The sequence below is a fragment of the Streptomyces sp. NPDC007971 genome, assembly GCF_042958635.1.
Taxonomy (GTDB): domain Bacteria; phylum Actinomycetota; class Actinomycetes; order Streptomycetales; family Streptomycetaceae; genus Streptomyces.
Genome location: NZ_JBIBJK010000002.1, coordinates 238,126 through 262,942 on the forward strand (window position 1 = coordinate 238,126; position 24,817 = coordinate 262,942).

At 72.5% G+C, this 24,817-nt stretch carries 23 protein-coding genes; 15 read left to right on the forward strand and 8 right to left on the reverse strand.

Going from position 1 to position 24,817, the window contains the following annotated elements; genetic code table 11:
• Positions 1-3: 3 nt before the first annotated feature.
• Both ACFZCP_RS04855 and ACFZCP_RS04860 read left to right on the forward strand, forming a co-directional pair.
• Positions 4-633 (forward strand): TetR family transcriptional regulator, encoded by a 630-nt coding sequence (locus ACFZCP_RS04855; RefSeq protein ID WP_391424071.1) that lies wholly within the window; start codon positions 4-6, stop codon positions 631-633.
• A 226-nt stretch (positions 634-859) separates the two neighbouring features.
• Positions 860-1,891, forward strand: a complete 1,032-nt coding sequence (locus ACFZCP_RS04860) for a 2-oxoglutarate and iron-dependent oxygenase domain-containing protein (protein ID WP_391424073.1) — start codon at positions 860-862, stop codon at positions 1,889-1,891.
• A 151-nt stretch (positions 1,892-2,042) separates the two neighbouring features.
• On the opposite strand, the gene pdxH is transcribed toward ACFZCP_RS04860, so the two are convergent.
• Positions 2,043-2,747, reverse strand: coding sequence for a pyridoxamine 5'-phosphate oxidase (pdxH, locus tag ACFZCP_RS04865; RefSeq protein WP_391424075.1), 705 nt, complete (start codon positions 2,745-2,747; stop codon positions 2,043-2,045).
• 147 nt (positions 2,748-2,894) lie between these two features.
• On the opposite strand from pdxH, the gene ACFZCP_RS04870 reads away from it, so the two are divergent.
• From ACFZCP_RS04870 to ACFZCP_RS04885, 4 genes are all read left to right on the forward strand, one after another.
• The gene (locus tag ACFZCP_RS04870) at positions 2,895-3,995 is read left to right on the forward strand and encodes a citrate synthase (protein ID WP_391424077.1); all 1,101 of its coding nucleotides are present in this window, start codon (positions 2,895-2,897) and stop codon (positions 3,993-3,995) included.
• Positions 3,996-4,482: 487 nt separating this feature from the next.
• A complete protein-coding gene (locus ACFZCP_RS04875) occupies positions 4,483-4,623 on the forward strand; it encodes an RRXRR domain-containing protein (RefSeq protein WP_391424079.1) in 141 nt (46 codons plus the stop codon).
• Positions 4,624-4,654: 31 nt separating this feature from the next.
• Positions 4,655-5,128 carry a GNAT family N-acetyltransferase gene (locus tag ACFZCP_RS04880; RefSeq protein ID WP_391424080.1) on the forward strand — a complete coding sequence of 158 codons (474 nt, stop codon included), beginning with the start codon at positions 4,655-4,657 and terminating at the stop codon, positions 5,126-5,128.
• A 112-nt stretch (positions 5,129-5,240) separates the two neighbouring features.
• Positions 5,241-6,674 (forward strand): PAS domain-containing protein, encoded by a 1,434-nt coding sequence (locus ACFZCP_RS04885; protein ID WP_391424082.1) that lies wholly within the window; start codon positions 5,241-5,243, stop codon positions 6,672-6,674.
• 189 nt (positions 6,675-6,863) lie between these two features.
• Here the strand turns inward: ACFZCP_RS04885 and ACFZCP_RS04890 are convergent, their stop codons facing one another.
• A complete protein-coding gene (locus tag ACFZCP_RS04890) occupies positions 6,864-7,619 on the reverse strand; it encodes a sugar isomerase domain-containing protein (protein ID WP_391424084.1) in 756 nt (251 codons plus the stop codon).
• Positions 7,620-7,875: 256 nt separating this feature from the next.
• Between ACFZCP_RS04890 and ACFZCP_RS04895 the strand changes: the two genes are divergently transcribed.
• Both ACFZCP_RS04895 and ACFZCP_RS04900 read left to right on the forward strand, forming a co-directional pair.
• Entirely contained in the window at positions 7,876-8,568 is a 693-nt protein-coding gene (locus ACFZCP_RS04895; RefSeq protein ID WP_362681271.1) for a metal-dependent transcriptional regulator, read from the forward strand.
• 361 nt (positions 8,569-8,929) lie between these two features.
• Positions 8,930-9,790, forward strand: coding sequence for an alpha/beta fold hydrolase (locus ACFZCP_RS04900; protein WP_391424086.1), 861 nt, complete (start codon positions 8,930-8,932; stop codon positions 9,788-9,790).
• A gap of 123 nt (positions 9,791-9,913) precedes the next feature.
• Here ACFZCP_RS04900 and ACFZCP_RS04905 read toward each other — a convergent pair whose 3' ends face one another.
• The 3 genes from ACFZCP_RS04905 to ACFZCP_RS04915 all read right to left on the reverse strand — a co-directional run bounded on the left by ACFZCP_RS04905 (position 9,914) and on the right by ACFZCP_RS04915 (position 13,068).
• Positions 9,914-11,500, reverse strand: a complete 1,587-nt coding sequence (locus ACFZCP_RS04905) for a transporter (RefSeq protein ID WP_391424087.1) — start codon at positions 11,498-11,500, stop codon at positions 9,914-9,916.
• On the reverse strand, positions 11,497-12,273 hold the full coding sequence (locus ACFZCP_RS04910) for an ABC transporter ATP-binding protein (RefSeq protein ID WP_362681263.1): 777 nt from the start codon (positions 12,271-12,273) through the stop codon (positions 11,497-11,499). Before ACFZCP_RS04910 ends, ACFZCP_RS04905 begins: the two co-directional genes overlap by 4 nt.
• 141 nt (positions 12,274-12,414) lie before the next feature.
• The gene (locus ACFZCP_RS04915) at positions 12,415-13,068 is read right to left on the reverse strand and encodes a bifunctional DNA primase/polymerase (protein WP_391424089.1); all 654 of its coding nucleotides are present in this window, start codon (positions 13,066-13,068) and stop codon (positions 12,415-12,417) included.
• A gap of 275 nt (positions 13,069-13,343) precedes the next feature.
• On the opposite strand from ACFZCP_RS04915, the gene ACFZCP_RS04920 reads away from it, so the two are divergent.
• Positions 13,344-14,729: a transcriptional regulator gene (locus ACFZCP_RS04920; RefSeq protein ID WP_362681256.1), complete on the forward strand. Its 1,386-nt coding sequence runs from the start codon at positions 13,344-13,346 to the stop codon at positions 14,727-14,729.
• Between the two features lie 202 nt (positions 14,730-14,931).
• The gene (locus tag ACFZCP_RS04925; protein WP_391424092.1) at positions 14,932-16,638 is read left to right on the forward strand and encodes a hypothetical protein; all 1,707 of its coding nucleotides are present in this window, start codon (positions 14,932-14,934) and stop codon (positions 16,636-16,638) included.
• Positions 16,639-16,809: 171 nt separating this feature from the next.
• On the opposite strand, the gene ACFZCP_RS04930 is transcribed toward ACFZCP_RS04925, so the two are convergent.
• Positions 16,810-18,138: an ABC transporter substrate-binding protein gene (locus ACFZCP_RS04930; protein ID WP_391424699.1), complete on the reverse strand. Its 1,329-nt coding sequence runs from the start codon at positions 18,136-18,138 to the stop codon at positions 16,810-16,812.
• Positions 18,139-18,309: 171 nt separating this feature from the next.
• Between ACFZCP_RS04930 and ACFZCP_RS04935 the strand changes: the two genes are divergently transcribed.
• The gene (locus ACFZCP_RS04935; protein WP_362681247.1) at positions 18,310-18,756 is read left to right on the forward strand and encodes a hypothetical protein; all 447 of its coding nucleotides are present in this window, start codon (positions 18,310-18,312) and stop codon (positions 18,754-18,756) included.
• A 149-nt stretch (positions 18,757-18,905) separates the two neighbouring features.
• Entirely contained in the window at positions 18,906-19,787 is an 882-nt protein-coding gene (gene purU / locus ACFZCP_RS04940) for a formyltetrahydrofolate deformylase (RefSeq protein ID WP_391424094.1), read from the forward strand.
• A 280-nt stretch (positions 19,788-20,067) separates the two neighbouring features.
• Here purU and ACFZCP_RS04945 read toward each other — a convergent pair whose 3' ends face one another.
• Both ACFZCP_RS04945 and ACFZCP_RS04950 read right to left on the reverse strand, forming a co-directional pair.
• Entirely contained in the window at positions 20,068-21,387 is a 1,320-nt protein-coding gene (locus ACFZCP_RS04945) for a maleylpyruvate isomerase N-terminal domain-containing protein (RefSeq protein WP_391424097.1), read from the reverse strand.
• A complete protein-coding gene (locus tag ACFZCP_RS04950) occupies positions 21,384-21,956 on the reverse strand; it encodes a sigma-70 family RNA polymerase sigma factor (protein WP_391424098.1) in 573 nt (190 codons plus the stop codon). The genes ACFZCP_RS04945 and ACFZCP_RS04950 overlap by 4 nt, the downstream gene beginning before the upstream one ends.
• A gap of 335 nt (positions 21,957-22,291) precedes the next feature.
• Here ACFZCP_RS04950 and ACFZCP_RS04955 point away from each other — a divergent pair, with 335 nt between their 5' ends.
• The 3 genes from ACFZCP_RS04955 to ACFZCP_RS04965 all read left to right on the forward strand — a co-directional run bounded on the left by ACFZCP_RS04955 (position 22,292) and on the right by ACFZCP_RS04965 (position 24,721).
• Positions 22,292-22,672, forward strand: coding sequence for an anti-sigma factor antagonist (locus ACFZCP_RS04955; protein WP_391424100.1), 381 nt, complete (start codon positions 22,292-22,294; stop codon positions 22,670-22,672).
• Between the two features lie 265 nt (positions 22,673-22,937).
• Positions 22,938-23,450, forward strand: a complete 513-nt coding sequence (locus tag ACFZCP_RS04960; protein ID WP_391424102.1) for an EF-hand domain-containing protein — start codon at positions 22,938-22,940, stop codon at positions 23,448-23,450.
• Positions 23,451-23,686: 236 nt separating this feature from the next.
• The gene (locus ACFZCP_RS04965) at positions 23,687-24,721 is read left to right on the forward strand and encodes an endonuclease/exonuclease/phosphatase family protein (RefSeq protein WP_391424104.1); all 1,035 of its coding nucleotides are present in this window, start codon (positions 23,687-23,689) and stop codon (positions 24,719-24,721) included.
• Positions 24,722-24,817 lie beyond the last annotated feature (96 nt).

Below are 24,817 nucleotides of genomic sequence, written 5' to 3' on the forward strand. Positions count from 1 at the left end.
GACGTGAGCACGACGGCGGAACGCGACCGCCTGCCCGGACAGGACCCGAAGCCGGACCGCAGCCCCAAACAGGACCGCAGCCGGGCCACCCGGCAGCGGCTCCTGGAGGCCGCCGTGGCCTGCCTGGCCGAGCACGGCTGGGCAGGCTCCACCGTCGCCGTCGTCGCCGAACGCGCCGGTGTCTCCCGGGGCGCCGCCCAGCACCACTTCCCGACCCGCGAGGACCTGTTCACGGCAGCCGTCGAGTACGTCGCCGAACAGCGCTCCACCGCCCTCAGGGAACTGTTCCCCGACGGCGCCGCCGACCGCCGCGCCGTCGTCCTGGCCCTCGTCGACCTCTACACCGGCCCCCTCTTCCGGGCCGCCCTGCACCTGTGGGTCGCCGCCTGTGACGAGGAGCAGCTGCGCCCGCGGGTGACCGAGCTGGAGGCCCGCGTGGGCCGCGAGACCCACCGCATCGCCGTCGACCTCCTCGGCGCCGACGAGAAGCGCCCCGGCGTCCGCGAGAGCGTCCAGGGCCTGCTCGACATGGCCCGCGGCCTCGGCCTCGCCAACCTCCTCACCGACGACACCGCCCGCCGCGAGCGGGTGGTGGCCCAGTGGGCCGTGCTCCTGGAGGAAGCACTGGGCTGAGAGGGACGGCACCGGGCCGGGGAGCAACTGCGGGAGCGAGTTACTCTTGGCCCCATGCCTCTGATGCTCGTTCGCCGTCGCCACGTGGACTACGTGCGCGTCACGAGCATGGGCTGTCGGCTTTCGGCCTGATTCAGCCCTTTTTTCTCCCTCTTCTTACGGCATTCTGGGCGCCGCCCTACCCTCGGCGGCCTGCCCGTGGCCCACACACCCTGTGGACGCATTCATGACGACGCACACCGCGACGACCCCGTCGTACGAACAGCTCCCGATCATCGACCTGTCGGCCGCGGACCGCGGTCCCCAGGCCCGCGCCCTGCTCCACGCCCAGCTGCACAGCGCCGCCCACGACGTCGGCTTCTTCCAGCTCGTCGGACACGGCGTGCCCCGGGCCGAGACCGACGCGCTGGTCACCGCCATGCGTGCCTTCTTCACCCTCCCCGAGGCCGACCGGCTCGCCCTCGACAACGTCAACTCCCCGCACTTCCGCGGCTACACGCGCACCGGCGACGAGCGCACCCGCGGCGCCCGCGACTGGCGCGACCAGCTCGACATAGGCGCCGAACGCCCCGCGCACGTCCCCGGCCCCGGCGAGCCGCCGTACTGGTGGCTGGAGGGCCCCAACCAGTGGCCGGCCGCCCTCCCCGAGCTGCGCACGACGGCCCTGGCCTGGATCGACAGACTGAGCGCGGTCTCCCAGCGCCTCCTGCACGAACTCCTCACCGCCATCGGCGCCCCCGCCGACTTCTACGACCCGGTCTTCGGCGCGCACGCCCACCCGCACCTCAAGCTCGTCCGCTACCCGGGCAGCGCGGGCGACGGCACCGACCAGGGCGTCGGCGCCCACAAGGACTACGGCTTCCTCACCCTGCTCCTGCAGGACACCGTCGGCGGCCTCCAGGTCCAGCGCGAGGACGGCCTCTTCCACGACGTGCCCCCGCTGCGGGACGCCTTCGTCGTCAACCTCGGCGAACTCCTCGAAGTGGCCACCAACGGCTACCTGATCGCCACCAACCACCGGGTGATCAGCCCGCCCGGAGCCACCGAACGCTTCTCGGTCCCGTTCTTCTACAACCCCCGCCTGGACGCCAAGGTCGAGCCCCTGCCCTTCCCCCACGCCTCCGCGGCTCCCGGCATCACCACCGACCCGGCCAACCCCCTGTTCGCCGAGTACGGCTACAACGAACTGAAGGGCAAACTGAGGGCCCACCCCCTGGCAGCCGAGCGGCACCATGCGGATCTGCTCGTGGTGGCGTGAAAATCAGGGCGCGAAGCGCCCGAATTCCAGGGGCGCGGGGCTGTGCTGAGGTGCGGCTCCGCCGCGTGGGCGCGACAAGCCACAACGCAACCGCAGTCGCCCGCGCTCCGCAGCCGCCCCTCCACCGCACGCGTGCGGCCCCGGCAGCCTCTCAGGGACTCAGCCGCTCCGCCATCCACCCCCCGTCCGGCCGAACCGCATACCGCACACGGTCGTGCAGCCGGTTCTCACGCCCCTGCCAGAACTCGACGGTCTGCGGCGCGATCCGGAAACCGCCCCAGTGCGGCGGCACCGGCACCTGCTCGCCCTCCGGGTAGCGCGCGCCCAGCTCGGCGTAGGCGGCCTCCAGCCCGTCGCGGGACGGGATCACCGAGGACTGGTCGCTGGCCCACGCGCCGAGCTGGGAGCCGTGCGGGCGGGAGCGGAAGTAGGCGGCGGTCTCGTCCCGGCCGGTGCGGCGGGCGATCCCCGTCACGATCACCTGACGGGCGACCGGGTGCCAGGGGAAAAGCAGCGAGATGTACGGGTTGGCGGCCAGCTCGCGGGCCTTGCGGGAGTGGTAGTTGGTGTAGAAGACGAAACCGTCGGTGTCGTACCCCTTCATCAGGACCGTGCGGGAACTGGGCCGGCCCGCCGCGTCCGCCGTGGAGACGATCATCGCGTTGGGCTCGTAGAGCGTGCCGTGCACGGCCGCCCGGGCGGCGTCCTCGAACCAGCGCGAGAACTGGTCCATCGGATGCGCGGCGAGGTCCTTCTCGTCGAGGCCCTGGGCCCGGTACTGCTTGCGCATGGCGGCGGGATCGACGACGGGGTCGAGGCTGAGGTCGCGGTCGGTCACCCGGTCATCCTGCCGCATCGCACGCATGGCACTCAGTGTCGTATGGCCTCCCCAACTATGGCACTCGGCGCTATCGTGCAGGTCCCCCCGCGGATTGGGTGACCACCGGTCGATCGGGGCATCACCGGGGTGACCGCCGCCGACACTTTCATGAGGAGCCGCCTGATGTCCGACTTCGTACCCGGGCTCGAAGGAGTCGTCGCGTTCGAGACGGAGATCGCCGAACCCGACAAGGAAGGCGGCGCCCTGCGCTACCGCGGCGTCGACATCGAGGACCTGGTGGGGCACGTGTCCTTCGGGAACGTGTGGGGACTCCTGGTCGACGGCGCGTTCAACCCCGGACTGCCGCCCGCCGAGCCCTTCCCGATCCCCGTGCACTCCGGCGACATCCGCGTGGACGTGCAGTCCGCGCTCGCCATGCTGGCCCCGGTCTGGGGCCTGAAACCGCTCCTCGACATCGACGTGTCCCAGGCCCGCGCGGACCTCGCGCGCGCCGCCGTCATGGCGCTGTCCTACGTCGCCCAGTCCGCACGCGGGCAGGGACTGCCGATGGTGCCGCAGCGGGAGATCGACAAGGCGAACTCGGTCGTCGAGCGCTTCATGATCCGCTGGCGCGGCGAACCGGACCCGAAGCACGTCGCGGCCGTGGACGCCTACTGGACCTCGGCTGCCGAGCACGGCATGAACGCGTCCACGTTCACCGCCCGGGTCATCGCCTCGACCGGCGCGGACGTCGCCGCCGCGCTCTCCGGAGCCGTCGGCGCCATGTCCGGCCCGCTGCACGGCGGCGCCCCCTCACGGGTGCTCGGCATGATCGAGGAGATCGAGCGGACCGGCGACGCCGAGGCGTACGTCAAGCAGGCGCTGGACCGCGGCGAGCGGCTGATGGGCTTCGGCCACCGGGTGTACAGGGCCGAGGACCCTCGCGCCCGCGTCCTGCGCCGCACCGCCCGCGAGCTGGGCGCTCCCCGCTTCGAGATCGCGGAGGCGCTGGAGAAGGCGGCGCTGGAGGAACTGCACAACCGGCGGCCGGACCGGGTCCTCGCCACCAACGTCGAGTTCTGGGCCGCGATCATGCTGGACTTCGCGCAGGTCCCGGCGCACATGTTCACGTCGATGTTCACGTGCGCCCGCACGGCCGGCTGGTCGGCGCACATCCTGGAGCAGAAGCGCACGGGGAGGCTGGTGCGCCCCTCGGCCCGCTATGTGGGCCCCGGACCGCGCAGCCCGCAGGACATCGAGGGCTACGTGGACATCGCCCACTGACCCCTCGCCCGGGCGGCCACACCGCACACACAGACGACCGGCGAGCCCGGCCGCACACACAGACGACCGGCGAGCCCGGCCGCACACACAGACGACCGGCGAGCCCGGCCGCACACACAGACGACCGGCGGGTTCGGCCGTACACGCAGACGACCCGCGAGCTCGGTTCCCTCCGCCTCGGCGGGGGAGCCGGCCGGACGTACCGGCGAGCTCGCGGGTCGGGTGACTGCGTTGGATTAGGCCGGCTGCGTGTTTGTCTCACACGCTGGTCCGGCACCGCACATGTGTGGTGGCAGGCCGCTAGCCCGCAGCCACCTCGCGCGTCCGGGTTTCACTCATTTACCCGATCACCTCCCTTCGACGTAAGGCCCACCCTAAGAAGCTGCCTGGGCGGGTTCAACTGTTTTTTGGGGGGCGCTGACGGAACTGCTTCCGGCCGGAGGCGGTAGCCGTACCCGTCGCCCCGCTGGAGCAGCCGCAGATACCGGTGAGAGACGTTGATCCGGCCGATGCGCAACTGCACGCCGTCGACCTGTCCAGGAACGGACCCCCGCTCATGCCCCGTCATCCCGCACGAGCCCGGGAACTTCTCCGGAAGGGGCGAGCCGCAGTCGTACGCCACGGTTGACGCACGATGTCCGTGGCGATTCGCTGCTCGCATGACCGATCTTCGTATCGAGGTCGTCGGCAGCGACCTCCAGCTCGAACACTGGCGGCACGTCCACAACGTGATCGTCCCGCCCGCCGCCATGTCGATGGAGGACGCCCGGCAGCGGCGTGCCCGGTACCGGCTGGAGAACGCGTATCTGGGGGACGTGCTCGTCGGCTGTTCGACCGTCCGGCCGCCGGAGGGCGAGGACGCCGTCGCCACGGTCATCGCACGCGTACTGCCCGGGTTCCGGCGGCGAGGCTTCGGTGCGGCCCTGTACGAGAACGGGCTCGCTCACGCGCGCGTGCTCGGTGCGAGGGCGGTCGAGACGTGTGTGCTGGCCGTGAACGAGGACGGGCTGGGGTTCGCCCGGAAGCACGGGTTCGTGGAGGTCGAGCGGTACGTGCTGGACGGGGAGAGCGACGAGTGGGTCGATCTGCGTCTGGAGCCCTGTCCGGAGCCGAATCCCGGCGGCGGGCATTGATTGCTGCAATCTGCGGGAACAGGATGTGGGCTGTGTCACGTTCCAGTTGAATGAAGGCCACTGAGCGAAACGAGCGCAGTACGTGCGCCGACGCAGCCTCCAGGGGGTCCAGGTGAGTGCTTCCCGGCGAAGTGGGACCACCGATGAGCTGGGGCCCGACGAGCCCGAGCCGGACGGTCCGCACAGCCCTGACGGGCCGGAGGAGTCCGGCGGCTCCGATCTGCTCGCCGCGCTCCTGGACGGCATGGACGCGGCTCTGTGCGCCTTCGACGCGGACGGGGTCGTCACGCACTGGAACCGCGAGGCCGAGCGGATCCTCGGCTGGAGCGCCGCCGAGGCGGTGGGGCGGCACGGGTTCGCCGGGTGGGCGGTGCGCAGTGCCGACGCCGAGGACGTCCAGGAACGCCTGATGTCGGCCATGCACGCGCCCGGCCGGCAGGTGCACGAGTTCGCCCTCGTCACCAAGGGCGGCGGCCGGGTGCTCGTACGGACCCAGTCCGCCGCCGTGCGCGGGCCCGAGGGGAAGCCGGCGGGTGTGTACTGCGCGTTCAGCGAGGTGCACGCGCAGATCGATCTGGAGCGGTCCATCGCGCTGAGCGAGGCGCTGTTCGAGAACGCGTCCTGGGGTGTGGTCCTGGTCGACGCCGATCTGCGGCCCGCCGTCGTCAACGCGCATGCGGCGCGGGCCCTGGGCATCGGGCGTACGTCCGCGCTCGGCCGGCCGCTCGGCGAGCTGCTGGCGCAAGGGGTGGAGGAGCTGGAGAGCGCGCTCACCCATGTCCTGGCCGAGGGCGCTCCGCCCGCGCCCGCCGAGATGTGGGTGTCCGTGCGCTCGGCCGAGGGCGAGAAACGGCGCTGCTGGCGCAGCGGGTTCGTACGGCTGGCCTCGCCGCTCGCCGAGGAGCCCGTACCGCTCGGGGTCGGCTGGCTGTTCCAGGACGTCACCGAGGCCAAGCAGGGCGAGCAGGAGGCGGCCCTGCTGCGCTTCCGCACCAACCAGCTGCACCGCGCGGCCCGTGCCGCCGCCGAGTGCGAGGATCCGGTGGAGGCGGTCACCGTCCATCTGGACTTCGCCCTCGCCGGTTTCGCCGACCACGCCCTGCTCGACCGGGTGGCGAGCGCCCCGCGCGCGGAGGGCGACGAGGAGCTTCCGGTACGGCTGGTCCGGTTCGCGGCCACGCCCGCCGGGGCACCCGGGCCGAGCGCGCTCACGGGCGCGGCCGGGCTGCCCGTGCGTTACGAGGAGGGGCACCCGGCGCTGAGCTGTGTCGAGCGGGCGGGCAGCGTGCGCGCGGACGCCGGGTCGGTTTCGGCCGAGCGGGCGCGTGAGTGGGCGCTGGCCCGGCAGTGGCCCGGCGACACCGTGCACGCCCTGTGCTCCGTGCTGCGCAGCCGGGGCCGGACGCTGGGGGCGGTCACCTTCCTGCGCGGGGCCGGCCGCAGCCGCTTCGAGCGTGCGGACGCGGCCTATGCGGAGGACGTGGCCGTACGGATCGCGGCGGCGCTGGACCTGGCCGAGGTGCTGCGGGAGAAGCCGGAGGGGTGAGTCCTGCGGGGTGCGGCCGTGGGAATGCGGCCGGCGGAGTCTGGCCGGCGGTGGTCGGGGGAGGCCGCGCCGCCCGCCGCCCGTCGGCCCCACACACAGCCTCAGGCCATGAGCTTCAGGGCATGAGCTTCAGCGCCACGAGCTTCAGGGCGTGACCGTTTTGCGCCATGAGCCTCAGGCCGTGCCGGCTCAGCGCCGGTAGAAGATCCGGTCCCCGTACTCCTCCATGACCCGTGCGTTCCAGTCGTGGCCGCCGTCGACGTTGCCGGAGCGCAGCAGCGGGGGCTCGATGCCGCGGTCGGCCAGCGTGGCGGCCGCGGTGGCCACAACGGCCTGCATCAGGGCGCTGGTGACCACCGTGGAGGCCGGGGCGAAGGGGGCCGGGATGGTGTCCAGGGTGAGTTCCGCGTCACCGACGGCGATCTTCGAGTCGAGGACGATGTCGCAGTGGTCCTTCAGGAAGGTGCCCGAGGTGTGCCGGGACCTGGTCTGCGCGGCGTACGCCACCGAGGTCACGCCGATGACCTTCACGCCGAGGGCGCGGGCGTTGAGAGCCATTTCCACGGGCAGCGCGTTGCGGCCGGACAGGGAGATGATCACGAGGGCGTCGCCGGCGCGGACGGGCGAGGTGTCCAGGACGGCGCTCGCGAGCCCGTCGACCCGTTCCAGCGCGGAGCCGAGGGTGGCGGGGGTGACGTCGACCCCGACGACTCCGGGAACGGCGAGCAGGTTCATCAGGGCGAGTCCGCCCGCCCGGTAGACGACGTCCTGGGCGGCCAGCGAGGAGTGTCCGGCGCCGAAGGCGAACAGGCGGCCGCCGGCGGTCACGGTGTCGGCGAGCAGCGCGCCGGCCGCGGTGATCGCTCCGGCCTCCTCCTCACGGACCCGTTGCAGCAGGCCGATGGCGGCGTCGAAGAACAGGTCGGCAGGCCTGCCGTCGCTCATGCGGTGCCCCTTCGCAGCGTCTGTGTCGCGGATCACCCTGCGGTCTGGACCAATGCGGTGTCAATACGGCCGTGGGGCCGTCGTCGCGCCACCGGCCGGGCTGCGCACCCGGGTTGCCGGGCCGCGGACCTGCACGGTGGCCCCCTGCTGGCCGCCGTTTGCGCAGTGGCCCCCGCATGCCAGTGGGATCCGGCAGAATTGATGGTAGGGCCAGCGCACGCGCCGGGCTTCCGGCAGAGGTAATCGAGGGGCACGTATGTCCGGACTGATCGACACCACGGAGATGTATCTCCGCACCATCCTCGAACTGGAAGAGGAAGGCGTCGTCCCCATGCGCGCCCGCATTGCGGAGCGGCTGGACCAGAGCGGGCCGACGGTGAGCCAGACGGTGGCGCGGATGGAGCGCGACGGTCTGGTGTCCGTGGCCAGCGACCGACACCTGGAGCTGACCGACGAGGGCCGCAGGCTGGCCACGCGGGTGATGCGCAAGCACCGCCTCGCGGAGTGTCTGCTGGTCGACGTGATCGGCCTGGAGTGGGAGCAGGTGCACGCCGAGGCCTGCCGCTGGGAGCACGTGATGAGCGAGGCCGTCGAGCGGCGCGTGCTGGAGCTGCTGCGGCACCCGACCGAGTCGCCCTACGGCAACCCGATCCCGGGCCTGGAGGAGCTGGGCGAGAAGGACGGCGCCGACCCGTTCCTGGACGAGGGCATGGTGTCCCTGGCCGACCTGGACGCGGGCTCGGACGGGAAGACGGTCGTGGTCCGTCGTATCGGCGAGCCGATCCAGACGGACGCGCAGCTCATGTACACGCTGCGGCGGGCGGGCGTGCAGCCCGGCTCGGTGGTCAGCGTGACGGAGTCGGCGGGCGGGGTGCTGGTGGGCAGCGGCGGCGAGGCGGCCGAGCTGGAGGCGGACGTCGCCTCGCACGTGTTCGTCGCCAAGCGCTGAGCACGAGAGGGCCCCGGCGCCGTCCGGCGCCGGGGCCTGTCCTCCCCTGTGCTGACCCGGAGCCCCGAGCTCCCAGGGTCATTCCCCTCGGACCGCTTTTCCCCGAGCGGTCCGCCTCCCGCCAGAAAGATCCCCTCGGCGGCGGCGATCATTCCTTGAGGGGTGTCACTCAAATGAGGGGTGTTGTCCGCAGAGGCAGCATCTTCGAATGAGCATTCGATAGTCTGCGGCGGCAGTACGACGGCGGCAACGGCGTGCACAGCGCATACGGTGCATTTAAGGCATGCAGCGGCTGCGGAGACAGTGACAACGACGGCAGTACACCGGTACGAGGCAGGCGGAGCTGGGGGGTGCCGGACCGATGGCACGGCGTATCGATGTGACGGGAGCGGGCGGGGTGAGCCTGGCCGCCTGGGAGTTCGCGGACCCTCCCAAATCGGAGACGGAGCCCGGGGCCCCGGGCGTGCTGTTACTCCACGGCCTGATGGGCCGGGCCTCGCACTGGGCGTCCACCGCCCGCTGGCTCGCCGAGCGCCATCGCGCCGTCGCGCTCGACCAGCGCGGCCACGGCCGGAGCGACAAGCCGCCCCAGGCCGCGTACACCCGCGAGGCCTACGTCGAGGACGCCGAGGCCGCCCTGGAGCAGCTGGCTCTCGCCCCTGCCGTCCTCATCGGCCATGCCATGGGTGCCCTGACCGCCTGGCAGCTCGCCGCGAAACGCCCCGACCTGGTACGCGGCCTGGTCATCTGCGACATGCGGGCCTCCGCGCTCGGCGCGGCCTCGCAGCGCGAGTGGGCCGCCTGGTTCCGGGCCTGGCCCGTCCCCTTCGCCACGCTCGCCGACGTCCGCAAGTGGTTCGGCGAGGACGATCCGTGGGTGGAGCGGACGAGCACCGCCCGCGGCGCCTTCTACGCCGAGGTCATGCACGAGTCCGCCGACGGCTGGCGCCCCGTCTTCGAACCGGACCAGATGCTCGCGACCCGGGAGAGCTGGGTGTACGACGCGCACTGGGAGGAGCTGGCCCAGGTGCGGTGCCCCGCCCTGGTCGTCCGCGGCCTCGACGGCGAGCTGGGGCGGGCCGAGGCGCAGGAGATGGTGCGGGTGCTGCCTCTCGGGGAGTATGCGGAGGTGGCCGAGGCGGGGCACCTTGTGCACTATGACCAGCCCGAGGCCTGGCGGGGGGCTGTCCAGCCGTTCCTCGATGCGGTGCTCGGTGATTGAGCGCCGTTTCGCCCTCTCGTGTGCGTGGTCCCGGTGCGTCGGCTAGTGCGGGTGCGTCGTGGTTCCTCGCGCAGTCCCCCGCGCCCCTGAGACGTTGCAGAAGCCCGGCGTCGAACGGTCCCGTCAGCCCTTGCTCACTGCCGCGAGGATCTCCGGCAGGCGGGCCGCCGTGCGGGGGGCCGCGAGCCTCAGGCCCAGGTAGGTGAGCGTCGCCCCGTACGCCACCCCTACGGGCAGCAGCACCCAGGTCCACGCGTCGCCGCCCGCGCTCACGTTCAGCCAGATGGTCGCGGCGATGACGGGGGAGCAGAGCAGGGCGGCCGCGATCATGCCGCCGAAGATGGAGATCCAGGCGAGGCCGGCCTGTCCGGGGGCCACGTTCTTGTGGCCCTCCTGCGGGATGGAGTACGGGAAGCTGGCCGAGGCCCACGCGCCGGTGGCCAGCATCGCCCCGAGCAGGGCGAACGACAGCCCGAGCACCTCCGGCAGCCGGTCCCAGTCGTCCAGCAGCGCGGTCGTCAGGACGGTCACGATCGCGGCGTAGGGCAGGGTGATCACCAGTAGGGCCAGGGCCCGCCCGCGCAGCTCGGTGTACGCGTCCCGGGGCGAGGAGATGGTCAGGGCCACCATCCAGAAGGCGGAGGTGTCCTGCCCGAACTGGTTGTACATCTGGATGCCGAGCATCCCGGCGGCGAAGCACGCGAAGTAGGGGGTCCCGGTGCCCTGCACCGCGTTGTACACCGGCACGATCACGCCGATGGCCAGCGAGGTCACCCAGGCGGCCTTGGTCTTCGGATCGCGCCAGACGTAGCGCAGGGTGCGTTCCATGACCGTGCCCGTGCGCCCACCGGGCAGCAGCCGGCCGAGCCCGGCCGAGGAGCGGTCCCGGCCCCCGGCGACGGCGGCCTGGAGCGTGGACGCGTCGGGGGAGGTCATCAGCCGGGTCAGGTTCCGCGCCCACACGACGAGGAGTCCCGCCAGCGCGGCCACCGACACGGCGAGCCGGGCGACGGCGATGCCGTACGATCCCTCGCTCGCCGCTCGTACCGCCGCCACGGCCGACGCGGGCGGTACCCAGGACAGCACGTCCGCGGCCGGTTGCAGCCGCCCGAGGCCCCCCGAACCCAGCTGGCCCGCGCCGAAGTTGACCACCTGTATGCCGAGGGCGACGAACAGCCCGCTCAGGACGGCCAGGTCGCGTCCCTTCCTGCTGGTGAGCAGTCGTACGTTGGCGGCGGCGACGGCCCGTGCGAGCGCCACGCAGACCAGCAGCGCGACGGCGACGGCGACGAGGGAGAAGGCGTACGACGCACCCGAGTGCGCCAGCGCCAGCGCACAGCCCGCCAGCACCAGCAGCGTGTACAGCGGCCCGATGCCCACCAGCGAGGCGGCCAGCAGCGCCCGGACCAGCGGCCGGGGCTGCAGCGGCAGCAGCACCAGCCGGGTCGGGTCCAGCGTCTCGTCCCCGCTCGGGAAGAACAGCGGCATCACCGCCCAGCCCAGGGCCAGCACGGCGGCACCCGGCACGGCGACGGTCTCGGCGTGCGCATGCTCGCGCAGCGCCAGGAGGCCCAGCAACTGCAGCACCGCGAACAGCAGCGCGACGACGGCCGAGGCGAGGAACGCGGCGCGCCGGCCGGTCGATTGCCTCAGCCCGCCCCGGAGCAGGGACAGCTTCAGCCGTACGACGGTGGAGGTCAGGCTCGTCATCGGGCCGCTCCGCCGCCCAGCCAGTCCAGATCGGACCCGGCGTCCCGGCCACGGGCCCCCACCAGTTCCAGGAACGCGTCCTGCAGCGTGGTGTGTTCGCCGCGGACCTCGGCCAGGCTCCCGGTGGAGCGGATGCGCCCCGCGGCCATGACGGCCACCCAGTCGCACAGGGACTCGACCAGTTCCATGACGTGCGAGGAGAACACGACGGTGGCGCCGGAGGCGGTGTACCGCTCCAGCACCCCGCGGATCGTCTGCGCGGACACCGGGTCGACACCCTCGAACGGCTCGTCCAGGAACAGCACTTCGGGATTGTGGAGGAGAGCGGCGGCGAGCCCGATCTTCTTGCGCATGCCGGTCGAGTAGTCCACGACGAGCTTGTGCTGCGAACCGGCGAGGTCGAGCACGTCCAGCAGCTGGGTGGCCCGCTTGTCGACCTCGGCGCCGGGCAGGCCGCGCAGCCGCCCCGAGTACCCCAGCAGTTCCCGCCCCGACAGCCGCTCGAACAACCGCAGCCCCTCGGGCAGGACCCCGATCCGGGCCTTGACGGCCACCGGGTCCCGCCACACGTCATGCCCGACGACCTCGACGGACCCCTGGTCGGGCCGCAGCAACCCGGTCACCATGGACAGCGTGGTGGTCTTCCCGGCCCCGTTGGGCCCGACCAGCCCGATGAACTTCCCCGCGGGCAGATCGAGATCGATCCCGCCCACGGCCACCTGCTGCCCGAACTGCTTCCAGAGTCCCTGTATGCGAACTGCCGCCTCGGTCATGCGTGAACCCTACGACCACTGCAGCGCGCCAAGGGGCGCGGGACCGTGCTGACATGCGGCTCCGCCGGGTGGGCGCGACAGGCCACAGCCACCCCGCAGCCGCCGGATCGCCGAAACCAGGCAGACGCGGGGGCGGGACGGCTACCGGTCCCGCCCGCACGCATAGGCGAGCGGCGAGATCAACTCCTCCGCGTCCGGCAGCCACCGGTTCGCGGCGGTCGGCCGGCAGGCCCACTGCACGGCACCACGCGATCCGAACCGGGTGGGAGGAGCGGCCACGTAGCTGCCCTCCCCCAACGGCACGAGATCCAGCGAGGCCAGCGACCACCCCAGCTTCCGCACCAGGTCCGGGACCTTCGCGGAGGCCCCCGGCAGCACGAGGAACTGCATCCGCCGGTCGGGAGTGAGTGTCACCGGCCCCAGGGTCAGCTCCATCCGCTCCATGCGGGCGAGCGCCAGGAACCCCGCACTCTCCGGGACGGACAGCGCATCGAACGTGCGCCCCGTCGGCAGCAGGATCGACGCCGTCGGCTGCTTCTGCCACATCCGGCGTGCCACGGTCGCGCTGCCGGTCGCCAGCGTCGCCCAGTCGGGGCGCGTGGGGTGCGCACCCGGCGCGGGGCAGGAGGCGTCGCCGCACGAGCAGCGCTGCACCCCGTCGACGGCTTCCAGCCAGCTGCCCGGGAACACGTCCCAGTGCCGCTCCTCGGCGTAGCGTACGGCGGTTTCCAGCAGCGATTCCCCGCGCTGCTGCGGAATCTGAGCGGCTTCGGTGCCGGCGATCGTCTCTTCCACGCTCCACTCAACTCCCGCACTCACCTCGGGTTACGGCTGGAGCGTGCGCGGGGGAGGAGCATTGATTCCGCAAGTGGGGCGCATGGGTGCACATGCGGGGGCGCGCGGGAGGAACCGGGATGCGGCCTGGGTAGTCAGGGAGGGGGGTGGCATCAGCCTTTACCCCGGCAAACCGCACATGTCACGCATTGACGGTATGTCAGCTGGGCAGTGATCTTCAGGACCGGATCCTTCCGGCCGGATATCACGCTCCAGGGGTTCGCAGGGGGTAGCACATGGCCGCAAGGCCTCTCGTGGCGAGGCAGCCGAACGAACGGCTGCAGGCACTCATCCAGGAAGCGGGGTGCTCGAACGCCGGGCTGGCCCGGCGGGTCAACATGTGCGGCGCCGAGCACGGTCTCGACCTGCGTTACGACAAGACGTCCGTGGCCCGCTGGCTGCGCGGCCAGCAGCCGCGGGGCCGGGCACCGGCGATCATCGCCGAGGCGCTCGGGCGCAAGCTCGGCCGTACGGTCACGATCGACGAGATCGGCATGGCCAACGGCAAGAACCTCGCCTCGGGGGTCGGCCTCCAGTTCTCGCCGACGGTACTGGGGGCCATCGAGCAGGTCTGCGAGCTGTGGCGCAGCGACGTGGGCCGGCGCGACTTCCTGTCCGGCTCGTCCGTCGCCGCCTCCGCGCTGGTCGAGCCCAGCCGCGACTGGCTGATCTCGACGCCGGACGCCCAGGTGGCCCGGCAGGCGGGCCCGCGCGTGGGCCAGTCCGACGTGGCCGCCGTGCGGTCCATGACCCAGGCGCTGGTGGACCTCGACCACCAGTTCGGCAGCGGGCATGTGCGCCCGGTCGTCGTGCACTACCTCAACAGTGTCGTCTCCGGGCTGCTCGCGGGGTCGTACCGGGAGGCGGTCGGCCGGGACCTCTTCGCGACCGTCGCCCGCCTGACCGAGCTGGCCGGGTACATGGCGGTGGACACCGGGCAGCCCGGCCTGGCCCAGCGCTACTACATCCAGTCCCTGCGCCTCGCGCAGGCCGCGGGCGACCGCGGCTACGGCGGGTACATCCTCGCCGCCTCCATGAGCCACCTGGCCGCGCAGCTCGGCAACCCGCGCGAGATCGCCCAGCTGGCGCGTGCCGCGCAGGAGGGCGCGCGCGGGCGGGTGACCCCGCGCGCGGAGGCGATGTTCCATGCGGCCGAGGCCCGCGGGCACGCCCTGCTCGGCGACGCCCGTGCCGCCCAGGACGCCTCCGGGCGTGCGATCGCCTCGATGGAGCAGGCGGACGCTGCCTCCGGGGACGACCCGGTGTGGATCGCGCACTTCGACGAGGCCTATCTGGCGGACGAGCTGGCGCACTGCCACCGGGACCTGGGCCAGGCCGAGGCGTCGGCGCGGTACGCCGAGCAGTCGCTGGCCGGACACCCGAAGTCCCGGGCCCGGCGGCGCGCCATCGATTATGTGCTGCTCGCCACAGCCCAGGTGCAGCAGCGCGAGATCGAACAGGCCTGCAGCACCGGTCTGAAGGCCGTGGAACTGCTGGAGACGCTCCGCTCCAACCGGGGCGCCGAGTATCTGGAGGACCTCCAGCAGCGCCTGGAACCCTTCCGGGACGAAGCGGTGGTACGCGAGTTCGGGGCGCGTCTCGATCTCCAGCAGGCCGCCTGAACACCAGCCCCGCGGAAGCGTGAACGCACGGGAAACGGCACCCGGACGTGTGCCGGATCCCATGATCAGCGCACCGCGGGGCGGTTTTGTTACCGCTGTCACAGGGAACAAGATCGCCCCCCCTGACTGCGTGGCACCTGGCTCGGGGGACCCGGTAGCGTGAGCCGACGATTCCGAAGGTCCCCCATTCGTAGGAGTCCCGGTGACGCAGAGTGGACAGGGCGAGGAGCCCTCGGCGCGGCCCGCGCGCGAAGGCATCGTGCTGCCCTCCGACGGAGGCGAGCCGCTGGTGCCGGGCCTGACGGGCCCGGAGCCTGTCGGGCCGGCCGGCGGCCAGGCCTGGGGTGACCCGTGGGGCCCCGGCCGGCAGCAGACGCAGCAGCCCGACCAGGGCTGGCCCGCGGCCCCGGGCCAGCACTGGGGCACCCCGGAGCAGCAGCCCCCCTCCGGGGGCAACGGCCCCGGCCCGCTGCCCCCGGAGGCCGCACCGGCCCCGTCGTACGGCGGCCAGGCGTACAACGCCCAGGCCTACGGCGGGCAGGGGTACGGCTCCGGCGGCCAGGAACCGGCGTACGGCACCGCCGGCCCGAACCCGGCCTACGACGCGGCAGGAGGCCGGCCCCAGTACGGCGGCGGCCACCAGCCCGCGTACGGCGACCCCGCCGCCTACCCGCAGCAGCCCCCGGCCCAGGCCGCCCCGCTGCCGCCGGCCGTGCCGGACGCGTACCCGGCGCAGAGCCTGCCACACGGTGCGCCGCAGTCACCGGCCGACGGGGGTGCGACCCAGTACCTGCCGCCGGTGCCCGCCGCCTCCGCACCGCCCGCCGCAGCCGCACGGATACCCGGCTCCCCGCCCGCCCCCATGGCCGCGCAGGCTCCCGCTCCCGCGGACGAGGGTGCGACCCAGTACCTTCCCCCGGTCCCGGCGGCCCCCGCCGACGAGGGCGCCACGCAGTACATCCCGCCGGTGCCCTCCGGTGCGCTGCCGCCCGAGTCCGCCGGCGAGGAGACGCGGTACCTGGGGCGTGCGCAGCAGCCGGCCGCCCACTCCGACGCGGAGGCCACGCAGTACATCCCGCCGTACGCCGGCCAGGCGCAGGGCGGCGAGCGGCAGCCGCCCGCCGAGTTCGACAACCTGTTCCGCAGCGGGCCCGCCGGTGGCGAGAGCCCGGCCGGGGCCACGCAGCAGATGCCGCGCATCCAGCAGCCGAACGCCTACCCGGGCCCGGCCCAGCCGTCGTACGGCCGGCCGATGGACGAGGACGACGACGAGGGCCGCCGCGGCGGCCGCCGCTCCCGCGTGCCGCTGATCGCCGCCGCGGGCGTCGGCATCGTCGTCCTCGGCATCGGCGCGGGTGCGATGCTCAACGGCGGTGGCGACAAGGGCGACGACAACAAGACCGTCGCCGCCACCGGCCCGGCCACCCAGGACTCCGCCTCGGCCGCCGACCCGGCCAAGCAGCAGGCGATCGACCTCGACAAGCTGCTCGCCGACAGCGGCAGCAGCCGTGCCTCGGTGATCCAGGCGGTGGCGAACGTCAGGCGGTGCGACAACCTCGGCCAGTCCGCCGGCGACCTGCGGGACGCGGCCAAGCAGCGGGGCGGGCTGGTCACCCGGCTCGGCAAGCTGTCCGTCGACAAGCTGCCCGCGAACGCCGAGCTGACCCAGGCACTCACCCGGGCCTGGCAGGCGTCCGCCGCCGCCGACAACCACTACGCGGCCTGGGCCGACCAGGTGGGCGGCGGCAAGAAGGGCTGCCACAAGGGCCAGGCCCGCATCACCCCGCAGACGCAGGCCGGCAACCGGGAGAGCGGCACCGCCAGCGCGCAGAAGGTGAAGGCGGCCGCGCTGTGGAACGCCATCGCAACCAAGTACGGCCTGACCCAGCGCCAGCCGACCCAGCTCTGAGGACGGCCGCGAGAGCGGCGGGGGACCGCGGACCGTGCAGGTTCGGGGCCGCGTTCCCCGGTGCGCCCGAACGCGGCGCGGCCGGGGCGGGGTCGCCCGGTGACCCGGCCGTGAGATCTGCTGCGAGATCGCCTGCGGGGGCCGCGGGGACCGCGGGGTCCGCCGACCCGGTCAGCCCAGGTCCGCGTTCTCCAGCGTGTCCGTCATGTCGGTGATGCCGTCGATGCCCGAGCCCGCCGTCTTCTTCGCGGCGACCAGCCGGCCGTTCTTCACCATCTGAAGGGTCACGTCGGCGTTGACCAGCCGCGGGAAGCCGACTCCGGCGAGCTTGCCCTCGTAGGGCCAGTGCAGCTTCGGGGTCAGGCCGCCCGTGGACACCTCCAGGCCGTCGTCGAGGGTGTGCCGTACGGTGTCGGCGCTCACCTCGCCGCCGCCGATCTTCTCCAGGACGGCCCTGAGCACGGTGTAGGCGATCCAGGTGGTCTGCACTCCGGCGTCCGCGGGGTCGATGCGGTTGTCGCCGAAGGCCTCCTCGTTGATCACCTTCTTCATCGGGTCCCAGCGCGCGTCGGACGCCACCGGGTACCAGCTGGTGATGTACGCGCCTTCGTACGGCCCCGACGCCCCGCCCGTCGCGTTGATCACGGTCTGGTCGACGCTGCCCAGCACGGTCGCCGTCCGCACCGCGGCGTAGTTCTCCCGGGTCCGGCGGAAGGAGTCCATGAAGGTGTCGGTACGGTCGCCCAGCGCGGGCACCACGCACCCCTTCCTGGTCACGTCCTTGGTCGCGGACCGCAGCGCCTGGGCGGCCTGGTCGCTGTACTCCGTGGCGTCCTCGGCGGCGAGCTGGTCGGTGGCCGCCGTGTGCCGGCCGGCCTTCAGGCCCGAGTCGAGCAGCGCCGGCAGCTGGTCCCCGGCGATGCTGTCGGGGCGGACCAGGGCGACCGGGCCGCAGGTGCCCGCCAGCGCCCTGCCGAGGCCGGCCAGGAGGGCGGGCTGGCCCCCGTTGACCGGGTACGACATCGGCCCGGTGAACTCCTCGCCGGTGACGCCGTAGCCGCCTATGTAGGGGATGCCGGAGCTCTCCAGCGGGGCGAGATAGGAGTCGCCGAACTGGCTGTAGGAGCCGACGACCGCGACCACGTCCTCGGACGCCGCCCACCGGGCGCACTTCGCGGCGCCCACGCTGTCGTTGTGGTCGTTGCAGGTCAGAATGGAGAGCTTGCGGCCGTTGATCCCACCGTGGGCGTTGATCCACTTGCCGAAGGCGCGGGCCATCGCCGGCATGCCGGGCTTGTTGGTGGCGTCCGTGTTCTCGGGCGCCCAGGTCATGACCTTGATCGGGTCATCCCCGGAGCCCCCCGTGGCACCGGGGATGACCCCGCAACCGGCGGTGAGCGACGCACAGGCGGCCAGGGCGCCCGCGTGCAGGGCGGTGGCTCTGACGGGCCGGGAGAAGGTCTGGAGGATCGTGCGGGGGGTGCGTCGCCTGCCGGTCATGGACATGCACGATTCCCTCACACCGCTAACCACGGAGTCACCTCAGGTCAACGAAAAGTGACTCCCAGGTGAATTACGGGGGCCCGTGAGGCGCCTGTGGCGAAGAACGTACGATCGACGACTGTGCAAGGTTCGGAGAACTCTTCCCGTCGCGGCCGTCGCTCCTCCACCATGGGCGGCATGCCACTGAACGACATGCCGTGGTGGCGCTGGCGCAGCAATGTGCGCTCCGCGCTGCACATGCTCTCCGATCCGGTGTTCCAGCGGGACGTCTGGCTGGCCGGCGTCGAGGGATACGGTGACTTCACCGATGCCGTGTACCGGCTGGTGGAGGACACCTGGCTGGACAACTGGTCCGCCGAGAAGTACGTCGGCACCATATTCCGGGACTCGCAGGAGGCGGCGCTCGTCGACACGGCCGTCCTGCGGGTGCTGCGGATCATGCACCAGGTCGGCCCGGACGCGCCGGTCGCCGCCTATCTCGACCACCACGGGTGGCCGGAGGCGGTGCGAGCGGCCCGGGACGCCCATGTGCGCATGTCGGCGAGCGACGGGGACGACGCCGACGCGCCGCCGAAGAGCCTTGAGGTGCTGCGGATCCTCACCCGGTCCGCGTAGCAGGTCTCCACGGCCGGTCCGTGCGGCAGGTCCGCCCGGCCGTCTGTGCGGCAGGTCCGCCTGCGCGGTCCGTGGGGCGGGTCCGCCCGGCCGGTCCGCCCAGCGGACGTCCACGCTTCGGGCGGTGCGGACATGAGACCCTGTGGTGCATGAACGAGCAGCCCAGCCGAGACGCGGCTCCCGCCGATCAGTACGTCCTCACCCTCTCCTGCCCGGACAAGCAGGGAATCGTGCACGCCGTGTCGAGCTACCTGTTCATGACCGGCTGCAACATCGAGGACAGCCAGCAGTTCGGCGACCACGACACGGGTCTGTTCTTCATGCGCGTCCACTTCTCGGCGGAGGCGCCGGTGACGGTGGACAAGCTGCGGGCGAGCTTCGCGGCGATCGGTGACTCCTTCCACATGGAGTGGCAGATCAACCAGGCCGACGAGAAGATGCGCATCGTGCTGATGGTCAGCAAGTTCGGGCACTGTCTGAACGACCTGCTGTTCCGTGCCCGGATCGGCGCGCTGCCCGTGGAGATCGCGGCTGTGGTGTCGAACCACACCGACTTCGCGGAGCTGGTGGGCTCCTACAACATTCCTTTCCACCACATTCCGGTGACGAAGGAGACCAAGGAGCAGGCCGAGGCCCAGGTTCTGGAGCTGGTCCGCGACGAGAACGTCGAACTGGTCGTCCTCGCCCGCTACATGCAGGTCCTCTCCGACGACCTGTGCAAGCAGCTCAGCGGCCGGATCATCAACATCCACCACTCCTTCCTGCCGAGCTTCAAGGGTGCGAAGCCGTACCACCAGGCGCATGCCCGCGGCGTCAAGCTGATCGGGGCGACGGCGCACTATGTCACCGCCGATCTCGACGAAGGGCCGATCATCGAGCAGGAGGTCGAGCGGGTCGGTCACGATGTGACCCCCGACCAGCTGGTTGCCATCGGCCGTGATGTGGAGTGCCAGGCGCTGGCGCGGGCGGTGAAGTGGCATGCGGAGCGGAGGATCCTGCTGAACGGGCGCAGGACCGTGGTGTTCGCCTAGGGCGGTCATCTCCTTCGGCGGTCGGCGGTCGGCGGTCGGCGTCGGCGGCAGGCGGGTCGGTGGGCTTTCCTTCCGTGAGGGGACCTCGTCGGCGTGAAGGGGTCTTGTTCGCCCAAGAGGTGGGGGGCTTCTCGTCTCGCGCGGCTGCGGGTGCGTCGGGGCTGGTCGCGCAGTTCCCCGCGCCCCTTTGGGGGCGCTTGGCTGTGGGGTGCTGGGTGGCTGCGGGTGGAAGTGAATCCGACCCCGACCAGCCGCGGTACCGGGCGGGGGAAGGGCGGGCTCACATGCGGCTCAGGCCCGCTGCGGCGAACAGGACGTCTCTGATGGCCTCTCGGTCCCCCGCCTGTCCCGCCGCGGCCTCCTCCGGCGACACATGGCCGGCGGCCAGCTTGCAGAACTCCACCCCGTCCAGCGCGACATGGGCCACCTCGAACTCCGTGGAGCCCACCGCCGCGGGCGAGTCCAGCGGGATCAGCCACTCCCCGCCGGCCGCGCCCTCGATCTCCAGCCGCAGGCTCCGCCCCGGCGTCCCCGCCGGCACGAGATGCGGGGTCCGCCCGGGTGCGGACAGCCCCGCCTGCCGCCGCTCGGCGAGCGCCGCCGGCAGCATCCGGGCCGCCAGGTCGATCATCTTGTTCAGATGGCGCGGCGCGGGCGGGTCGTACGGGTAGTCCACCGCATCCGCGATGTCCTCCGCGTGTACCCAGCACTCGAAGGCGCGGTCCAGCATCGCGTCGTGCAGCGGCAGGTCGAAGTCGCCGTAGGACACCGTGAGCCCGCCGGCGCTGCTGCCCGTGAAGGACACCGTCCGTACGAGGCTGTGGCTCTGTTCCCGCCAGGGCGCCCGCACGGAGCGGGTCGGCGGGAAGTGCGACGCCCGCCAGAACGTCTCGGTACGCCCGGCCGGTCCCGCCGTCTCCCGCCCGCCGGTGCCGCTCTCGCCGGCGACCTCGGCCAGCGGGTCGTCGAGGCCGAGCGCCGCCGCGACCAGTCCGTCCACCGACAGCAGATGCGCGATCACCCCGGCCACCGTGGTACGACGGCTCGTCGGCCGGTCGGCCTCGAACCACCGCAGCCGCACGGGCGCGTGCCACTCGGCGTCCCCGAAGTCCTGCAGCAGCGCGTCCAGCCGCGCGGTCTCGGCGTCGTACGGAGCCGCCCACCCGGGCACCGGGATGCGCGGCGGGCGGCGGGTCAGGCAGCTGTCCAGGACCCGGGTGCGCAGCGCCGGATCCAGGTCGAGGCTCTCGGGCTGGTGCAGCAGACCGACGGCCTCGCGCAGCCGCCGCGCCTCGTCCGCGCAGGGCCCGCAGGCACCGAGGTGTTCCTCGACGGCCGCGGTCTCCGCCGCCGAGCAGGCGGCCAGGGCCCAGGCACCGAGGAGCGACTTCAGGACGTCGTGCGACAGCCGGAGCGGCGCGGGCGCGGGGCCTCCCGGTCCGTCGAGGCCGGGCAGCGGCTGCCCGCCGTCCTCGACGGAGGCGCGGGGCAGCGGTATGCGGGGCGGCCCGCCCGGACGGGGCCCGCCGGCCCCCGACGGCACGTCACCGGAACCGGCGCCGCTGCCGTCGTGTGCCTCGAACTCTCCCGCCCCGCTCACACCGCACCCCGGTATTCCGGCGGTGTCCCGGCGTCATGGGCGGTGGACAGCAGTTGCAGGCCGAGGCGGAGCCGGCGGCGGGCCTCGTCCTCGGTGACGCCGAGGTCGGCGGCGGTCTGGCGGTAGTCGCGGCGCTGGAAGTAGGCCAGTTCCAGGGCGGCGCGCAGCGGGGCCGGCATGGAGTGCACGATGTAGTCCGCGCGGGCGGCGACCGAGGCGCGGCGCAGCGTGCTCTCCAGTTCCTCCGCGGAGCCGCTCTCGCCCTGCGGGAGCGCGGCGGTCTCGGTGGCGCGCAGCCGCTGCACGGCCAGCCGGTGGGTCACGGCGGCGACCCAGGAGCGCAGCGGGCCCTGCTTGGGGTCGTAGGTGTCGGGGTGTTCCCACACGTGGGCGAAGACCTCGCGGGTGACGCCGTCGGCGGCCCGCTCGTCGCCGAGGACGCGGTGGGCGAGGTTGTGCACGAGCGAGGCGAACCGGTCGTACAGCTCGCCGAGTGCGGCCGCTTCCCCGCGTGCGAGCCGCTGCTGCATCTTGCGGTCCCAGCGGGGCGGTACGTCCTTGTGCGCCATGCGGCCCCTCCCCTCGCCCTCGTCCGGCCCGTTCAGCGTGTCTGCACCTTCATCCCGAATGTAGTCGGCACCTCTGACAACGCACGCCCCTTTGTGTCAATGTGCGCCCCCCGAGGCGCCGCAGGTGATAGGGCCTCCTTCACACGTTCTTCACTCTAGTGGCGTCCATCTCTGATCGAACAGGATCGATAGTGACTGAAACAAGCCCCTTGTCGATCGTGCGTCGTTTGCCCGCCGAAGTTTCAGGGAACGGCCGCTGGGCAGCCGCGCGGAAAGAATCGTAGGAACTGCTTCCGTTTCCGGGCGGTTCCGGGAGATCCGGCGAGCGGAGGGGCGTGGCCGTGGCGTTCAAGGTGACCGGCGTCGAGCGGGGCGAGTGGGCCGTGCTCCGCGTGTCCGGAGAACTGGATCTGATGACCTCGCCGGTGCTGCGCCAGCGGGTGCACGACGTGGTGGCCGAGGGGCACCACAGCCTGATACTGGACCTCTCCGAGGTCTTCTTCTGCGACTCCAGCGGGGTCGGCGTCCTGATCGCCGCCCGCCGGCTGATCCGTTCCTGCCAGGGCCGGCTGCGGCTGATCCTGCCGGACCGGGGTGCGGACGACGGTTCGCACGTCAACCGGGTGCTCGGCGCGCTCGGCGTCCGCCGCCTCTTCGACGTCCGCCCCGATGTCGAGACCGCGGTCGCCGACGAGGCGGGCCCGCTCTCCGCCTAGGGTCTGCCTTTCGCATCGGGCCGGCTTCGGGCCACGGCGCCCCATGGCGGACCCCGCGACCCCGGCAGGATCCGAAGGACGGGGCCCGGCTCCGGCCCGAGCCGCCGGGCGGCCCGTGTAGCACTGTCCCGGCCGGCGCCACGGAGTTGTCGCAGAATTCCCCCGGTCTTGGCACAGCCGCCGCTTTCCCGCCACATCGCCGTCGGGGGCGACGTACGCTCCACCCGGACCAACCCCACGTCAACGGAAGGCGGCCCGAACAGAGATGGTCAGCACCGAGTACGAGCGCAGGATCGCCGCCCGGTTCGCCACCTTCGACCAGGACGGCAACGGCTGGATCGACCGCGAGGACTTCAGCGCGGCGGCCAAGGCCCTGCTCGCCGAGTTCGACGTCCCGGCCAGGTCCGACAGGGGCCAGGCGCTGTACGCCGGTGCGGAGGCGTTCTGGCAGGGGATGGCGGGCATCGCGGACCGGGACGGTGACCAGCGCATCACCCGCGAGGAGTTCGTCACCGGCGCGGTCAAGCGCCTGCGGGACAACCCCGGACGCTTCGCCGAGATCGCCCGCCCCTTCCTCCACGCGGCCCTCGCCGTGGCCGACCCGGACGGCGACGGCCGCGCCAGCGTCCCGGACACCGTCCGCGTCCTGCGGGTCTTCCACGTTCCCGAGGAGATCGCCCGGGCCACCGCCGCCGCCCTCGACGCGGACGACGACGGGATGGTCGGCGAGCAGGAGATCGTGCCGGCGTTCGCGCGGTACTTCACGGTGCCCGAGTAGACGACTCCTCGGGGTGCAGTCCGGCCGTGCGTGCGCACGACACGTGGCATTCCCCGGCGCCGACCGGTTGGATCCGCTTCCGCCGGACCCAACTTGTCCAGACACCTTTTCTCCACGGAGTGATCGACCGGTGTTCCCGCGGCCGTACCGGTGAGTACCTGAAGCCGAGCTGTCATGTACGCGCACCGCCAGCCAAGCACGGGTCGGGGACGACCCCACTTCCACCTGGAGAGCGCATGGTCTCGCGCCGTACTGCCGCCGCCCTCACCTCCGCAGCGGCGGCCGCGCTGCTCGGCCTGGGCAGTTACACGGCCCCCGCCGCGACCGCGGCCACCGGCACCGACCTGTCGGTGTTCGCCTGGAACGTCGATCTCGGCACACCGATCGTCGACAGCACGCAGAACGAGAAGGCGGCCCAGCGCACCCCGGTCATCGAGTCGATCGTCCGCAAGCACAGCGCGGACGTGGTCGTGCTGGACGAGGACTTCAACAACACCTCGACCGCCGACATCACCGCCAAGCTCGCGGACCTGTACCCCTATCGCACGCCGGTGGTCGGCCAGACCTGCTCCGGCGGCGGCTGGACGGGCATCAGCGGCGACTGCTCCAACTCGTGGTTCGTCATCAACGGCGGCACCATGATCCTGTCCAAGTACCCGATCACCGCCCAGTACGCCCACGTCTTCAGCAACTCCACCTACGGCACCTGGGACTACCACGCCAACAAGGGCGCGGCGCTGGTGCAGATCGACAAGGGCGGCGTGAAGAGCTGGGTCGTCGGCACCCATCTGCAGGCCGACGAGTCCGACACCTCCACCGACACCACGCAGTCCACGCGGCTCGCCCAGCTCGGGGAGATCCGCTCCTGGGTGGACGGCATCGTCGGCTCGGGCGGCCCGGTGCTGATCGGCGGGGACCTGAACGTGGAGTACTACGGCGGCCGGTCGCGCGGCGACTACGCCAACGCCCAGAGTGCGGCGAACGGCGTGCTCGGCACCCCGGCCACCGACCCGGGCCAGAGCCTGCGGACCATGGACTGTCCGGTCTCCGCCTGGTGCCAGTACATGTCCGGCGTCGAGACCTTCCCGAAGGACTACCGGGACGACCTCGACTACCTCGGCTACCTGAACGCCCCGGGCCGTCCCGCACCGGCCGCGATGTCCGCCGTGAAGACGGACTTCGACCCCCAGAGCGGCTGGACCGCCGGCCAGACCGACACCAACGCCCCCAGCGACCACTACCCGGTCGAGGCGACCTTCCGGCTGAACTGACGCCGGCCCGCGGCGGCGGGTGAGGACGAGACCCCCGGGCCTCTGCCCCGGGGTCTTCCCGGGGCGGGCCCGGGGCACATGATCCGGGGGTCCGCC

Excerpts from the sequence above, each read along its gene's own strand:
- ACFZCP_RS04860 (WP_391424073.1), top strand. The coding sequence starts at position 860 with ATGACGACGCACACCGCGACGACCCCGTCGTACGAACAGCTCCCGATC.
- pdxH (WP_391424075.1), bottom strand. The coding sequence starts at position 2,747 with ATGCGGCAGGATGACCGGGTGACCGACCGCGACCTCAGCCTCGACCCC.
- ACFZCP_RS04870 (WP_391424077.1), top strand. The coding sequence starts at position 2,895 with ATGTCCGACTTCGTACCCGGGCTCGAAGGAGTCGTCGCGTTCGAGACG.
- ACFZCP_RS04880 (WP_391424080.1), top strand. The coding sequence starts at position 4,655 with ATGACCGATCTTCGTATCGAGGTCGTCGGCAGCGACCTCCAGCTCGAA.
- ACFZCP_RS04890 (WP_391424084.1), bottom strand. The coding sequence starts at position 7,619 with ATGAGCGACGGCAGGCCTGCCGACCTGTTCTTCGACGCCGCCATCGGC.
- ACFZCP_RS04895 (WP_362681271.1), top strand. The coding sequence starts at position 7,876 with ATGTCCGGACTGATCGACACCACGGAGATGTATCTCCGCACCATCCTC.
- ACFZCP_RS04900 (WP_391424086.1), top strand. The coding sequence starts at position 8,930 with ATGGCACGGCGTATCGATGTGACGGGAGCGGGCGGGGTGAGCCTGGCC.
- ACFZCP_RS04905 (WP_391424087.1), bottom strand. The coding sequence starts at position 11,500 with ATGACGAGCCTGACCTCCACCGTCGTACGGCTGAAGCTGTCCCTGCTC.
- ACFZCP_RS04910 (WP_362681263.1), bottom strand. The coding sequence starts at position 12,273 with ATGACCGAGGCGGCAGTTCGCATACAGGGACTCTGGAAGCAGTTCGGG.
- ACFZCP_RS04920 (WP_362681256.1), top strand. The coding sequence starts at position 13,344 with ATGGCCGCAAGGCCTCTCGTGGCGAGGCAGCCGAACGAACGGCTGCAG.
- ACFZCP_RS04930 (WP_391424699.1), bottom strand. The coding sequence starts at position 18,138 with ATGACCGGCAGGCGACGCACCCCCCGCACGATCCTCCAGACCTTCTCC.
- ACFZCP_RS04935 (WP_362681247.1), top strand. The coding sequence starts at position 18,310 with ATGGGCGGCATGCCACTGAACGACATGCCGTGGTGGCGCTGGCGCAGC.
- purU (WP_391424094.1), top strand. The coding sequence starts at position 18,906 with ATGAACGAGCAGCCCAGCCGAGACGCGGCTCCCGCCGATCAGTACGTC.
- ACFZCP_RS04950 (WP_391424098.1), bottom strand. The coding sequence starts at position 21,956 with ATGGCGCACAAGGACGTACCGCCCCGCTGGGACCGCAAGATGCAGCAG.
- ACFZCP_RS04960 (WP_391424102.1), top strand. The coding sequence starts at position 22,938 with ATGGTCAGCACCGAGTACGAGCGCAGGATCGCCGCCCGGTTCGCCACC.
- ACFZCP_RS04965 (WP_391424104.1), top strand. The coding sequence starts at position 23,687 with ATGGTCTCGCGCCGTACTGCCGCCGCCCTCACCTCCGCAGCGGCGGCC.